The 12,909-nt window shown below is 69.3% G+C and carries 12 protein-coding genes; 4 read left to right on the top strand and 8 right to left on the bottom strand.

Annotated features, from left to right (window positions below):
- Nucleotides 1–218: 218 nt before the first annotated feature.
- The 5 genes from ACWDVW_RS19645 to ACWDVW_RS19665 are packed head-to-tail and all read right to left on the bottom strand — an operon-like array spanning nucleotide 219 to nucleotide 5,889.
- Nucleotides 219–1,397: an acyl-CoA dehydrogenase family protein gene (locus ACWDVW_RS19645; protein ID WP_449950802.1), complete on the bottom strand. Its 1,179-nt coding sequence runs from the start codon at nucleotides 1,395–1,397 to the stop codon at nucleotides 219–221.
- The gene (locus ACWDVW_RS19650) at nucleotides 1,394–2,347 is read right to left on the bottom strand and encodes an NAD(P)-dependent oxidoreductase (protein ID WP_449950805.1); all 954 of its coding nucleotides are present in this window, start codon (nucleotides 2,345–2,347) and stop codon (nucleotides 1,394–1,396) included. Before ACWDVW_RS19650 ends, ACWDVW_RS19645 begins: the two co-directional genes overlap by 4 nt.
- A 10-nt stretch (nucleotides 2,348–2,357) precedes the next feature.
- Complete coding sequence (locus tag ACWDVW_RS19655) at nucleotides 2,358–3,800, bottom strand: aldehyde dehydrogenase family protein (protein ID WP_449950808.1); 1,443 nt, start codon at nucleotides 3,798–3,800, stop codon at nucleotides 2,358–2,360.
- The gene (locus tag ACWDVW_RS19660) at nucleotides 3,797–4,846 is read right to left on the bottom strand and encodes an ABC transporter ATP-binding protein (RefSeq protein WP_431727310.1); all 1,050 of its coding nucleotides are present in this window, start codon (nucleotides 4,844–4,846) and stop codon (nucleotides 3,797–3,799) included. The genes ACWDVW_RS19655 and ACWDVW_RS19660 overlap by 4 nt, the downstream gene beginning before the upstream one ends.
- A complete protein-coding gene (locus ACWDVW_RS19665) occupies nucleotides 4,846–5,889 on the bottom strand; it encodes an ABC transporter ATP-binding protein (RefSeq protein WP_396697001.1) in 1,044 nt (347 codons plus the stop codon). Before ACWDVW_RS19665 ends, ACWDVW_RS19660 begins: the two co-directional genes overlap by 1 nt.
- Nucleotides 5,890–6,015: 126 nt before the next feature.
- Between ACWDVW_RS19665 and ACWDVW_RS19670 the strand changes: the two genes are divergently transcribed.
- The 4 genes from ACWDVW_RS19670 to ACWDVW_RS19685 are packed head-to-tail and all read left to right on the top strand — an operon-like array spanning nucleotide 6,016 to nucleotide 10,640.
- Nucleotides 6,016–6,537, top strand: coding sequence for an Lrp/AsnC family transcriptional regulator (locus tag ACWDVW_RS19670; protein ID WP_449950814.1), 522 nt, complete (start codon nucleotides 6,016–6,018; stop codon nucleotides 6,535–6,537).
- A 26-nt stretch (nucleotides 6,538–6,563) separates the two neighbouring features.
- Nucleotides 6,564–7,511 (top strand): nickel ABC transporter permease, encoded by a 948-nt coding sequence (gene nikB, locus ACWDVW_RS19675; RefSeq protein ID WP_396696997.1) that lies wholly within the window; start codon nucleotides 6,564–6,566, stop codon nucleotides 7,509–7,511.
- Nucleotides 7,501–8,418: an ABC transporter permease gene (locus ACWDVW_RS19680; RefSeq protein ID WP_449950818.1), complete on the top strand. Its 918-nt coding sequence runs from the start codon at nucleotides 7,501–7,503 to the stop codon at nucleotides 8,416–8,418. Before nikB ends, ACWDVW_RS19680 begins: the two co-directional genes overlap by 11 nt.
- 20 nt (nucleotides 8,419–8,438) lie before the next feature.
- On the top strand, nucleotides 8,439–10,640 hold the full coding sequence (locus ACWDVW_RS19685) for a thiamine pyrophosphate-dependent enzyme (protein ID WP_449950821.1): 2,202 nt from the start codon (nucleotides 8,439–8,441) through the stop codon (nucleotides 10,638–10,640).
- A gap of 183 nt (nucleotides 10,641–10,823) precedes the next feature.
- Here the strand turns inward: ACWDVW_RS19685 and ACWDVW_RS19690 are convergent, their stop codons facing one another.
- The 3 genes from ACWDVW_RS19690 to ACWDVW_RS19700 are packed head-to-tail and all read right to left on the bottom strand — an operon-like array spanning nucleotide 10,824 to nucleotide 12,887.
- Complete coding sequence (locus tag ACWDVW_RS19690) at nucleotides 10,824–11,804, bottom strand: D-2-hydroxyacid dehydrogenase (protein WP_449950824.1); 981 nt, start codon at nucleotides 11,802–11,804, stop codon at nucleotides 10,824–10,826.
- Nucleotides 11,801–12,004 (bottom strand): tautomerase family protein, encoded by a 204-nt coding sequence (locus ACWDVW_RS19695; protein ID WP_387256669.1) that lies wholly within the window; start codon nucleotides 12,002–12,004, stop codon nucleotides 11,801–11,803. The genes ACWDVW_RS19690 and ACWDVW_RS19695 overlap by 4 nt, the downstream gene beginning before the upstream one ends.
- A gap of 1 nt (nucleotide 12,005) precedes the next feature.
- Nucleotides 12,006–12,887 (bottom strand): tetratricopeptide repeat protein, encoded by an 882-nt coding sequence (locus tag ACWDVW_RS19700; protein ID WP_449950827.1) that lies wholly within the window; start codon nucleotides 12,885–12,887, stop codon nucleotides 12,006–12,008.
- Nucleotides 12,888–12,909 lie beyond the last annotated feature (22 nt).

The raw sequence follows: 12,909 nt of genomic DNA on the forward strand, positions 1-12,909 counted from the left end.
TTCCGCGTGGTACCGCGGTACCACGCGGAGGGGAGGTTCCAGGACCGGCTTGCCAGCAGCACCGAGCCACTGGTGGCCGACGCCCGTGACCGTGATCGGCTCGCCGCAACGGCCTCCCCTGGAGGTGGCGACCGAGATGGTGGCTGCGCCCCAGGTGGCAGTCGCGGGTGGTACGCGGTCGTCGATGAGGCTCGGGGCGAGCAGACCGGCGGCGGCCCTCACGTGAAGGCGGCGTGTCCGGTCAGCATCTGCCCGATGATCAGTTGGTGCACTTCGGAGGTTCCCTCGTAGGTGAGAACCGATTCGAGGTTCGCTGCGTGTCGGATGACCGGGTAGTCGAGGGTGATTCCGGCCGCGCCGAGGATCGTCCGGCATTCCCGGGCGATGGCGATCGCCTCCCGTACGCTGTTCAGTTTGCCCAGGCTGATCTGCCGGTGGTCGAGAGTCCCGGCGTCCTTGAGTGCGCCGAGCTGCAACGCCAGGAGCATGCCCTTGCCCAGTTCGAGCCCCATGTCGGCGAGTTTGAGTTGGGTGGCTTGGTACGCGGCGAGCGGCTTGTCGAAGATCTGCCGGCTACGGGAGTACGCGATGGTCGTCTCCAGGCAGTCGTGCGCCGCGCCGAGCGCTCCGAAGACGATGCCGAAGCGGGCCTCGTTGAGGCAGGACAACGGCCCGGAAAGGCCGGCAGCCTGAGGCAGCATCGCGTCGGCGGGAAGCCGCACGTCGTCGAGGACGAGTTCCGACGTGACCGAGGCGCGCAGGGAGAGCTTGCGCTTGATCTCCGGGGCGGTGAAACCGGGGGTGCCGGCGGGCACGAGGAAGCCCCGCACTCCCTCGTCGGTGTATGCCCAGACCACGGCGACGTCCGCCACCGATCCATTGGTGATCCACATCTTGGTGCCGTTGAGTACCCAGTCGTCGCCGTCGCGGCGGGCCCGGGTCCGCATTCCGCCCGGGTCGGAGCCGAAGTCCGGCTCGGTCAGCCCGAAGCAGCCGATTGCCTCGCCCGCGGCCATTCGGGGCAGCCACTGCTGCTTCTGCTCCTCGGAGCCGAATCGCCAGATGGCGTACATGGCCAGCGAGCCCTGCACCGAGACCAACGAGCGGAGCCCGGAGTCACCCGCCTCCAGTTCGAAGCAGGCCAATCCGTACGCCACGGCGGAGGTGCCGGCGCAGCCGTAGCCGCTCAGGTGCATACCGAGCACGCCGAGGTCGCCGAGTTCGCGGGCCAGTTCCTGGACGGGCAGGCCGCCCTGTTCGTACCAGGTGGCGATGTGCGGGCGGACCCGCCGGTCGACGAAGCCACGGACGGCGGCCTGGAGGTCCCGGGTGTCGTCGTCGACGAGGGTGTCGACGCCGACGGACGCGAGCGCGGACACGGGGGCAGACAGGGTCACGGTTCGGTTCCTTCCGAGGCTTGCAGGTGCGCGATCACGCCACGTGCCACGGCGACGGCCATCGCATCGAGCGCGTCGTGGGTCATCGCCGCCATGTGCGGGGTCGCGAAGACCCTGGGATGGTGCAGCAACGGGTCGTCGGGAGCGGGTGGTTCGGGCGCGAACACGTCGACGGCGTAGCCGCGTAACCGCCCGGCGTCGAGTGCGGCCAGCACGGCTGCGCCGTCCACGACACCCGCCCGTGCGGTGTTGACCAGCAGGGCGTCCGGCCGCATCCGAGTGAGCGCGGCGGCGTCGATCAGCTCGGTCGTCTGCGGAGTCTGCGGTACGTGCAGGCTGACCACGTCGGCTTCGCGCAGTAGGTCGTCCAGCCCGACCAGGCGTACCCCAGGTGGTGGGGTGGTGGTGGCGACGTCGTATCCGATGACCGTCATGCCCAGTCCCTGGGCGCGGATGGCGACGCCTCGGCCGATCGCGCCGAGCCCGATCAGGCCCAGCGTGCGGCCGGCGAGCATGGTCCCGGTCAGCCCGGCCGCGACGACCGCCGACGGCAGTGAGCGGCCGGCCGGAAAGACACCGCCGGCCAACGAGGATGCCGCCGCCGGTGCCTGGCGGGCCAGGGTGAGGGCGGCCAGGACGACGAACTCGGCGACCGACTCGGCGTTGGCGCCCGGTGTGCTGACCACCGGTATGCCGAGGCGTTCGGCGGCGGCCAGGTCGATGCCGTCGACGCCGGCGCCGTGCCGGCCGACGACCTTCAGTCGCCGGGCGGCCGTGAGCATCCCGGCAGTCACGGCCGAGGAGCGCACTATCAGGGCGTCGGCCGTGACCAGGGGCCCGGCGAGGGTCTCCGGGTCGGTGGTGTGGGCGACGTGCACCTCACCCGCGGCGTGCAGCAGGTCCATTCCGGCTGCGGCGATCGGCTCGGTGAGCAGGATCTTCGGTGTCATGGACGTGTCCTCACCAGCCGGTGTAGCAGGTCACCGGCACGCTGTAGAAGTCGCGCGCGTAGCCGCCCTGCTCCCGTGGGCCGTGGTTGGAGGCGCCGGTGCCGCCGAAGGGCAGGTGCAACTCGGTGCCGGCGGTGGGCAGGTTGACGGTGACGATGCCGGCGCGGGCGTCCCGCTTGAACCGCTCGGCCGCGGACAGGGACGTGGTGACGATCCCGGCGGACAGCCCGAAGTCGGTGTCCCCGGCCACGTCGATCGCCTCGTCGAGATCGTTGACGCGGATGACGCAGGAGACCGGACCGAAGATCTCCTCCCGGGCCAGGCGCATGGTGTTGCGGGCGTCGGTGAAGAGGGTGGGGCGCATGAACTGCCCCTCGTCCGGGTGGTGCTCCCCGCCGGCCACCACGGTGGCGCCCTCGTCCCGTCCGATCTGGACGTAGTCGAGGTTCTGGGCGAGTTGTTCGGGACTCACCACCGGACCGAGGTCGCTGCGCGGGTCGAGCGGGTCGCCGACCCGTAGTGCGCTGACCGCTGTGGCCAGCGCCGCCACGAACCGGTCGTGGATGTTCGCATGCACGATCAGTCGGCTCGACGCCGTGCAGCGCTGGCCGGTACTGAAGAAGCTGCCGTCCAACGCGCAGCGGACCGCCACCTCCAGGTCGGCGTCGTCGAGCACCACCAACGGGTTCTTGCCGCCCATTTCGAGCTGGAACCGCTTGTTGCCGTGGGCGATGCACTGCCGGGCGACGTGTGCGCCGGTGCCGGTGCCGCCGGTGAACGAGACACCGTCGACTGCGGTCGAGGTGAGCAGTTCCTCGCCGACCACCCGGCCTGCGCCCATGACGAGGTTGAACACGCCGGGTGGCGTTCCGGCCTCGGCGACGATTCGGGCGAGTTCCCCGGCCGAGGCGGTCACCAGCTCGGCCGGCTTGAGCACCACCGTGTTGCCGTGGGCGAGCGCGGGTGCGACCTTCCACGCCGGAATGGCGAGCGGGTAGTTCCACGGCGTGATGATCCCGACCACGCCGAGTGGCCGGCGCCGGACCTCGGCGTGCACGTTCGGACGGGTGGACGAGTAGACCTCGCCCTGCGGTTGCAGGAGTTGGTGGGCGTAGTACCGGAAGGTCTGGCCGGCCCGGACGACCTCTCCCCGGGCCTCGGCGAGGAGCTTGCCCTCCTCCCGGGCGAGCAGGACGGCGAGTTCCTCGGTCCGGCGCAGCAGGGTGGCACCGATCCGGTCCAGGATCTCCATCCGGGCCGCGACCGGCTGCCGGGCCCAGCCGGGTTGGGCCCGACGGGCGGCCTCGATCGCCGCCCGCGCGGTGTCCCGGTCGGCCAGGGCGTACTCGCTGACCACCTCGCCAGGACGCGCCGGGTTGTGGTTGGCGCGGCGTTCGCCGTCGACCCACTCCCCGTCGACGAGGTTGAGATGGTGCGGCATCGTCCCGGTCACCGGTCGCCACCGGTCACGGTGACGAGGGCCTGGTCGGTCGGGCCGGCCGCCTCGGGGAAGTGGCAGGCCACCTGGTGACCGCTGCCCACGGCAGTGGCCAGCGCGGGCTCCTGCGTCGCGCAGATCTCCTGTGCCTTCCAGCATCGGGTCCGGAAGCGGCATCCGCTGGGCGGGCTGAGTGGGCTCGGCACGTCTCCGGTGAGGATGAGGCGCTTGCGCTCGGTCTCGACCAGCGGGTCGGGAATCGGGACCGCCGAGAGCAGCGCCTTGGTGTACGGGTGCTGCGGACGGCGGTACATGTCCTCGCACTCGCCCACCTCGACGACGGTGCCGAGGTACATCACGGCGATCCGGTCACAGAGGTGCCGTACGACGGCCAGGTCGTGCGCGATGAACATCATCGTGAGGCCCAGGTCGTCCTGCAACTGCTCCAACAGATTGACGATCTGCGCCTGCACGGAGACGTCCAGCGCGGAGACCGGCTCGTCGGCCACGATGAAGTCCGGGTTGCTGACCAGCGCTCGGGCGATGCCCACCCGCTGGCGCTGGCCGCCGGAGAACTCATGCGGGTAGCGGTCGTGCCACTGCTCGCTGAGCCCGACAAGTTGCATGGTGTCGACTGCCTTGGCCCGCCGCCCGGCTGCGGAGAGTTCGGTGTGCACCAGGAGCGGTTCCTCGATGAGTTCGCCGATGGTCATGCGCGGGTTCAGCGAGGCGTAGGGATCCTGGAAGATCATCTGCATCCGGCGGCGCATCGCCCGCATCCGGCTTCGGCTCAGGGTGGTCAGCTCGGTGTCGTCGAAGGTCACCGTGCCGCTGCTGGGCTTGAGGAGTTGGAGGATGGCGCGTCCGGTGGTGGATTTGCCACAGCCGGACTCGCCGACCACACCGATGATCTCGCCTCGCCGGACGTCGAGGTCCACTCCGGACACCGCCCGCAGGCGGGCCGGTCGCAGCTTGCCGCGCACCGGCACCTTGAAGTCGACCGCCAGGTCACGCACCTGCAGCAGGGGCCGTTCGGGTGTGGTGGCAGCAGCCTGCGACATCAGCTCTCCTTCGTCGAGAGGTAGGGGTGCCGGTCCTTGGTGGTGAGCCAGCCGCCCTCGTCGACGGACCGCATCCCCCAGCAGCGGGTCAACTGACCCCGGTCGGGCGTCTCCCAGGTGGTGACGAGATCGGGTGCGCGGCCCCGGCAGGTCTCGCGCACGTGTGCGCAGCGCGGTGCGAACCGGCAGCCGTCCGGCATCTCCGACAGCTCCGGCGGGCGTCCGGCGATCGGGCGGAGCTTGCCGCCGCGGACCAGGTCGAGCCGGGGCACCGAGCCGAGCAGCCCCCAGGTGTAGGGCATCTGCGGACGGTGGAACAGGTCGACCGTCTCGGCCCTCTCGACGATCTGGCCGGCGTACATCACGTTGACCCGTTCGGCCATGCCCGCCACGACCCCGAGATCGTGGGTGATCAGCAGGACTGCGGTACGTGTCTCCCGGGCCAGCTCGCGGAGCAGATCCAGGACCTGTGCCTGGATGGTCACGTCGAGTGCGGTGGTGATCTCGTCGGCGAGGATCAGTCGGGGGTTGCAGGAGAGCGCCATCGCGATCATCACGCGTTGCCGCATCCCACCCGAGAGCTGGTGGGGATAGGAGCTCAGTCGGGTCTCGGCGGCGGGGATGCGCACCATCTCCAGTAGTTCCACAGCTCGCGTCCGCGCGGCGCGGCGGCTCAGATCGAGATGCAGTTCCAGGGTCTCGGTGAGCTGCTTGCCCACGGTCAGCACCGGGTTCAGCGAGGTCATCGGGTCCTGAAAGATCATCGAGATGCCCTTGCCGCGGACTGCCCGCAGTTCGCGGGGGCGCAGCCGCAGCAGGTCCCGCCCTTCGAAGAGCACCTGTCCGCCGGTCACCTCGCCGGCTGGGGGCACGATCAGGCCCATGATGGACTGCGCGGTGGCCGACTTCCCGCAGCCTGACTCCCCCACCAGGGCCACCGTCTCGCCCGCGTCGACGGTGAACGAGACGCCGTCGACCGCCGTTACCGTGCCGCGCGCGGCACGGAATTCGGTACGCAGGTCGCGCACCTCCAACAAGGCCATCGGACCCCCCGCAGTTTGGGACGCCGGAGCGTCGCTATCCGTCAACTAGGAGTGTTGCACAGACGATGTTCGTCGTCTAGGCTCCCGTCAGCGACGAATACCGCCACCAATCCAGTTGGAGCAACGTTGGCATCCAAGGACTCGATCGAAAAAGATCGCAGCATCATCCGGGAACTCGTCCAGGACCCCCGGCAGACAAACGTGGCGCTGTCCGTCAAGGTCGGGCTCTCCGAAGGTTCGGTCCGACGGCGGATGGAACGACTCCTCAGCGGCGGCCTGTTGCAGTTCGCCGCGATCCCCAGCGCCGCCTTCATGGGGCGCCCGGTGCACACCCTGTTCGAGATCCAGAGTGCTCCCGGCAGCACCGATCAGCTGATCGACAAGCTCGCGGGCATGCCGGAGATCGCCTACGTCTATCACGTCACCGGGCAGTTCGACATCATCGCCGTCGGCTACTTCGCCTCCAGCAACGCCATGCGGCGGTTCTGGACCGAGCGACTGGGTCACCTCGACGGCGTGATGGAGAGTCGCTCGGTGATGGTGCTGCGGGTCGCCAAACGGGCCCACGAATGGGCCCGCGACATCGCCGTCACCGGCGACGACGAGTCCGCCCACGCGGACTCGGAGCCACACACACCCGGCTCCTGACCTGACCTGACCGAGAGAGACACGCCATGCTGCGCATCACGCTGATCCGCCTGATATCGGTTATTCCGGTCCTATTCGGGATCTCGGTCATCTCGTTCCTGGTGATCCGCATGATCCCCGGTGACGTGATCAGCTCGATCATGGGGCAGGACTTCGGCGACCCCGCGATCGAGGCGGAGATGCGCCGCTACTTCGGTCTCGACATGCCCGTCTGGGAACAGTTCCTGAGGTGGCTGGGGGCGCTGGTGCAAGGCGACCTCGGCACCTCCATGCGTACCGGCCAGCCGGTTCTCCAGGAGATTATGCAGCGCTTCCCGTCCACACTGCTGCTGGCAGTCTCGGCGCTGCTGGTCTCGATCCTCATCTCCATCCCGCTCGGGGTGCTCAGCGCCACCAAGCGCAACGGCCTGCTCGACGCAAGCACCCGGGTCGCCTCGCTGATCGGGCTCTCCCTGCCGAACTTCTGGCTGGGCATCCTGTTGGTGTACGTCTTCTCGGTCGCGCTCGGCTGGCTCCCGTCGCAGGGCGCCGGGGAGGGCGAGGGGTTCCTGGGCAGCCTGAAATACCTCGTCCTACCCTCGGTCACCCTCGGCGCCAGCCTCGCCGCGATCAGTATGCGGATGACCCGTTCCAGCATGTTGGAGGTGCTGAACCAGGACTACGTCCGCACCGCCCGAGCCAAAGGGCTGGGCGAACGCGGAGTCATGGTGCGGCACGCCCTACGCAACTCACTGATCCCGGTGGTGACCGTGCTGGGCATCCAGGCCGGGGCGCTGCTCGGCGGCACGGTCATCGTGGAGCAGGTCTTCGCCTGGCCGGGGCTGGGCACGATGGTCATCCGCGGGATCAGCCAGCGTGACTACCCCGTCGTCCAGGGCACGCTGCTCTTCCTGGCCTTCTTCTACGTCGTGGTCAACCTTCTCGTCGACCTGCTCTACACCTACCTGGATCCGAGGTTGCGCAGTGGTCACTGAAGCCGTACACGGTCACCCCGAGGGCAGCAAGCGGCAGTCCCCCGTCGCGAAGCCGACGGGTCGGCGCGGCGGTCACCTGCTCAAGCTGATCACGCGGGACAAGGTCGGACTGGTCGGACTGGTCATCGTCGTGCTGATGGTGGCCGCCGCAGCGCTGGCTCCCCTGATCTCGCCCTACGACCCGACCGCGATGAGCAACCAGCGGCTCGCGCCGCCCGGCGGCGACTTCCCACTCGGCGCCGACGAGGCCGGTCGCGACCTGCTCAGCCGGGCACTCTACGGCGCACGTACCTCGCTGACCGTCAGCCTGATCGTGGTCACCTGTGCCGGTGCCATCGGCGTACTGCTCGGGCTGCTCGCCGGCTTCTACCGGGGCGTGCTCGACGCGATCATCACCCCGGCGACCGACATCATGTTCTCCTTCCCCACCCTGCTGCTGGCACTCGCGGTGGTGGCCGCCCGAGGCCCGGGCACCGAGAACCTGATTCTCGCCCTGGTCATCGTCTTCATCCCCAGCTTCGCTCGGATCGTGCGCGGCACCGCAATGTCGGTGCGGCGTGAGCCGTACGTGGAGTCCGGTCAGGCGGTCGGGCTGAGCAACACCAGACTCATCCTCAAATACATCCTGCCGAACTCGGTGGCACCTATCGCGGTGCAGTTCACCACGAGCATCGCCTACGCGATCCTGATCGAGGCTTCGCTGGGCTACCTCGGGCTCGGCGTGCAACCTCCGCAGCCGTCCTGGGGCTCGATGCTCTCCAACGGCAAGTCGTTCATGGAGTTGTCGATCTGGCCCTCGGTGGTGCCAGGGGTCTGCATCGTGATCGCCGTGCTCGGCTTCAACCTGCTGGGGGACACCCTTCGCGACGTTCTGGACCCGCGGCTACGGGGCCGCTCCAGTCGCTGACCCGCAAGGAGCACAACCGCGTGGAATCCATCGACGACCACGTCGTTCGCCGGCTCACGGAGTGGTCGCAGGGCCGCCCCGCGCCTGCGCAGACCTCTGCCGACATCGACCTGGACTCCGACCTGCTGATCGACTATCTCGACGCTCAGATCCAGAGTCGACACCTCGACTTCGCGCTGCGCTGGTTGCAGACGCAGCGGGAGGGCTTCTACACCATCGGCTCCAGTGGACACGAGAGCAACGCCGCCGTCGCACTGGCGCTGCGCCCGACCGACCCCGCCCTGCTGCACTACCGCTCCGGCGGCTTCTACGCCGCACGAGCCGGCCAGGTCACCGGCTCCACACCGATCGCGGACGTCCTGCACTCGGCGACCGCCTCCCGGGACGATCCGATCTCCGGCGGTCGACACAAGGTCTTCGGAAACCGGGCCCTGAACATCATCCCGCAGACCTCGACGATCGCCTCGCACCTTCCCCGGGCGATGGGCATGGCGTTCGCACTGGACCGGGATGGCGCGGCAAGCGACTATCCTGCCGACGCGGTCGTGGTCTGCAGCTTCGGCGACGCCTCGGCCAACCACTCCACGGCGGCCGGCACGCTCAATGCGGTGGGCTACAGCGCTCACCAGCGCATTCCGGTACCTCTGCTGTTCGTGTGCGAGGACAATGGCATCGGAATCAGCACCCGCTCCCCGCACGGCTGGGTACGACGGATGCTGTCGGCCCTGCCCGGCGTGGACTACGCATACGCAGACGGCACCGACCCTGCTGGCCTGCTGGCCACTGCGGCCGACCTGGTGGACCAGGTACGCACCCACCGTCGGCCCGCAGTGCTGCACCTGGGCACCGTACGGTTCATGGGACACGCCGGCTCGGACGCCGAACTGGCCTACCGGACCCAGGCCGAGATCATCGCCGACTACGCCCGCGATCCGATCCTGGCGACGGCCGCCTTGCTGGCGCACCGGCAGATCCTCAGTCCGACGGAGACCCTCACCCGCTACGAGCACGCCCGCAAGCAGGTGATGGAACAGGCCAACCTGATGTCGGGCCGGATCGAGCGGCTCTCCGACGCGGCGGCGGTGACCGCACCGCTGACCGCCCGCGACGTGGATCGGGTCCGTGCCGCCGCCTGCCGCGGTGGCACCGGACGCGAACGGGCTTTCGGCGGGAGACTTCCCGAGACGCGTGGCCCACTCACCCTGGCTCAGACGATCAACGCGACGTTGCACGACGCCCTGTCGACCTGGCCGCAGGCCCAGGTCTTCGGTGAGGACGTGGCCCGCAAGGGCGGCGTCTACGGTGTCACCCGAGGCTTGCGCAAAGTCTTCGGCGCCAGGCGGGTCTTCGACACGCTCCTCGATGAGCAGGCCATCCTCGGGGTGGCGCTCGGCGGAGCGTTGGCCGGTACACTGCCGATCCCGGAGATCCAGTACCTGGCCTATCTGCACAACGCCGAGGACCAGCTCCGCGGCGAGGCCGCGTCGCTGCGCTTCTTCTCCAACGGGCAGTACGCCAACGGCATGGTGGTGCGGATCGCCGGCCTGGCCTACCAGAAGGGGTTCGGCGGGCACTTCCACAACGACAACTCGGTGGCGGTACTGCGTGACATCCCCGGTCTGGCCTTGGCGGTCGCCTCGCACCCGGCCACCGCACCCGATCTGCTGCGCCAGTGCCTCGCTCTGGCCGAGCAGGAGGGCCGGGTCTGCGTCTTCCTGGAGCCGATCGCCCTCTATCACCGGCGTGACCTGCATGTCGATGGCGACGGCGGCTGGCTCGCCGGCTATCCGACGCCGACGCAGTGGGCGACGACGGACACCGCGCTGGGTCAGGTACGCACCGTCCGCCCGGGCACCGACCTGGCGATGGTGACCTTCGGCAACGGCCTGCCGATGAGCCTGCGAGTCGCCGACCGGCTCGCCCGCGACCAGCAGGCCGGCACACGGGTCATCGACCTCCAGTGGCTGTCGCCGCTGCCGGCCGCCAGCCTGCGCGCCGCCCTAGACGGCATCCCTCGGGTCCTCGTCGTCGACGAGACCCGCACCAGTGGCGGCGTGTCCGAGGCCGTGGTGGCCGCGCTGGTCGACGGCGGCTTCACCGGCGCGATCTCCCGGGTCAACAGCGTCGACAGCTACGTCCCGCTGGGTCCGGCCGCCGACGCGGTCCTGCTCGGCGAGGACGACGTGCTGGCGGCGGCCCGCGTACTGCTCGGCCGGGCCTGACCTCCGGCCGCACCGTCACGACGGCGGCCCACCCGGTCCGGGACGGGTGGGCCGCACCCTTGGCGTCCACCGCCGGCGTCCTGGTTGCCGCCCCACCCGACCCGCCGCCCCTGGCACACCAGCACGACGCGACGGCGGTCCGCCCGTGCTGGGGGACCGCCGTCGCGTCGTGGATGGTGCGGGTCAGTACCCCAACGCCGGCTGGCGTTTCTGGCCGGTCAGCGGCTCACCGGCGAGATACCGATCGAAGTTGTCGCAGAAGTCGGCGTAGAGCCGTTGCAAATTGCCCGAACCACGAAACGACGTGTGCGGGGTGACCGTGGTGTTCGGCAGGCTCCACAACCGGTGCTCGGCGGGAAGCGGCTCCTCCTCGAACACGTCGAGCACCGCACCGGCGATCCGGCCCTGCCGCATCGCGTCGACGAGCGCGTCCTCGACGACGAGCGCGCCCCGCCCGACGTTGACCAGGATCGCGGACTCCTGCATCGCCGCGAATCGCTCGGCGTCGAAGAAGTACCGGTTCTCCTCGGTCAGCGGCATGGCCAGCACCACCGAGTCGGCCCCCGGCAGCAGCGCCAGGTGATCGGCGTACGGCTCCACCCGGTCGAAGCCCTCGGCCGGGGTGCCGGCACGGTTGACCCCGATCACGGTGACACCCAGTGCCCGCGCTCGCCAGGCGACCTCACGCCCGATCCCGCCGGTGCCGAAGACCAGCATGGTGCTGCCGATCAGGTCCCGGCCGACGAGTCGTACCCACTCCTGCCGCTCCTGCGCCTCACGCAGCGCCGGGAATCCGCGCTGGTGCAGCAGCACCGCACCGATGATGTACTCGGCGATCGGCACGTTGTAGGAGTTCCCCGAGCGGGTGTAGACGAGCCCTTCCGCCAGGCGGCGGCGCATGATGTCGCCGCCCACCCAGTCGAACCCGGCGGCGGTGATCTGGATCCAGCGCAGCCCGTCGCACTTGCTCAACAACTCGTCGAAGGTGTCCTCGTTCATCGCGCTGCGCAGGATCACCTCGGCGTCGAGGTACTCCTCGCGCACCGGCTCGTCCTCGGCCACCGGCGTGAACCGGCACTGCGGGTACCGCTCGCGGAGCTGCGGCAGCAAGGTGTCCAGGTTGGGGGTGATCAGGACGTGCGGCCCCGGCGTGGCGACGGTCATGACGACTCCTGCGCCCGCTTCTTCCGCTCGTTGTAGGTCAGGCCGCCCTTGGCCCAGTTGTCGTACGAGACCTCGTAGAGCAGGACGTGGGTGTTCTCGCGCGGCGAACCGTACTTGACCAGCACGTCGGTCAGCTCGGCGATGATCGCGTCCTTGGTCTCCTGGTCACGCTTGCCGATCTCGGCACGGATGATGGCCATCTCAGTTCTCCTTTGTCGTCGCCGCGGACGCCGCGCTGGCGAAGTCGGGGTTGTGGGCGTACTCGGACTTGACCGCCAGGTAGGCGAAGGCGTGCGTGACGCCGGTGCGCAGGACGCCGTCGAACACCTCACGGGCCTTGTCGATGTCGCCCTCGTGGTAGTACCAGTTACCGAGACCGTAACCCTGGGTCACGGTCTTCAGGTCGTTGCCGTCGCACATAGCCCAGAGTTGGTCGGGGGTGACGTCCCCGGTGTAGAGCTGCATCCGGCCCTCGTAGCCGACGAGGTGGTCCTCCTGAACCAGAGAGATCGCCCGGAAGCGGTCGAGGACCTCCTCGGCCTCGGCCGGCCGGCCGAGGCGACGCAGGGCCATGTACTGCCAGTCCTGCGACGCGACGATGCCCTCCTGATGGCGCGATGACTCCTCGGCGGCGCGGAAGCTGGACAGGCAGCCCTCGAAGTCGCCGATCAGATACTGGGCGACGCCGAGGTGATACCAGATGCCGGCGTGCAGTGTGGTGTTGTACCGGTCGAGCGCGTCGGGGTTCCGGGCGGCCATGGTGTCGGTGAGGTGCTGCGGGCGTACCTGCTCGGGTCGGCCGAGAATCAGGCTGACGACGTCCTTCTCCACCTCGGGCTGGTACATCTCGTACTCGTCCTCGACGCCGGGGAGCTGATCGGCCGCAGCGCGCAGGTCCTCGATGGCCCCGGCGTAGTCGCCGATCGAGATGCGGCGGTGTCCCCGGAAGCGCAGCAGTCGTGCGCTGCCCGGCTCCTGTGCGAGCGCCTCGGTGAGCAGAGCCACCGATTCCTCGTGCTTGTTGAGGTAGCCCTTGAGCCGGGCGGCGATGATGTAGCGGTCGGTCAGCGGTACGGACGTCATGAGCTGCCTTTCGTCACAGGGG

This window comes from Micromonospora sp. NPDC003241, from assembly GCF_053589795.1.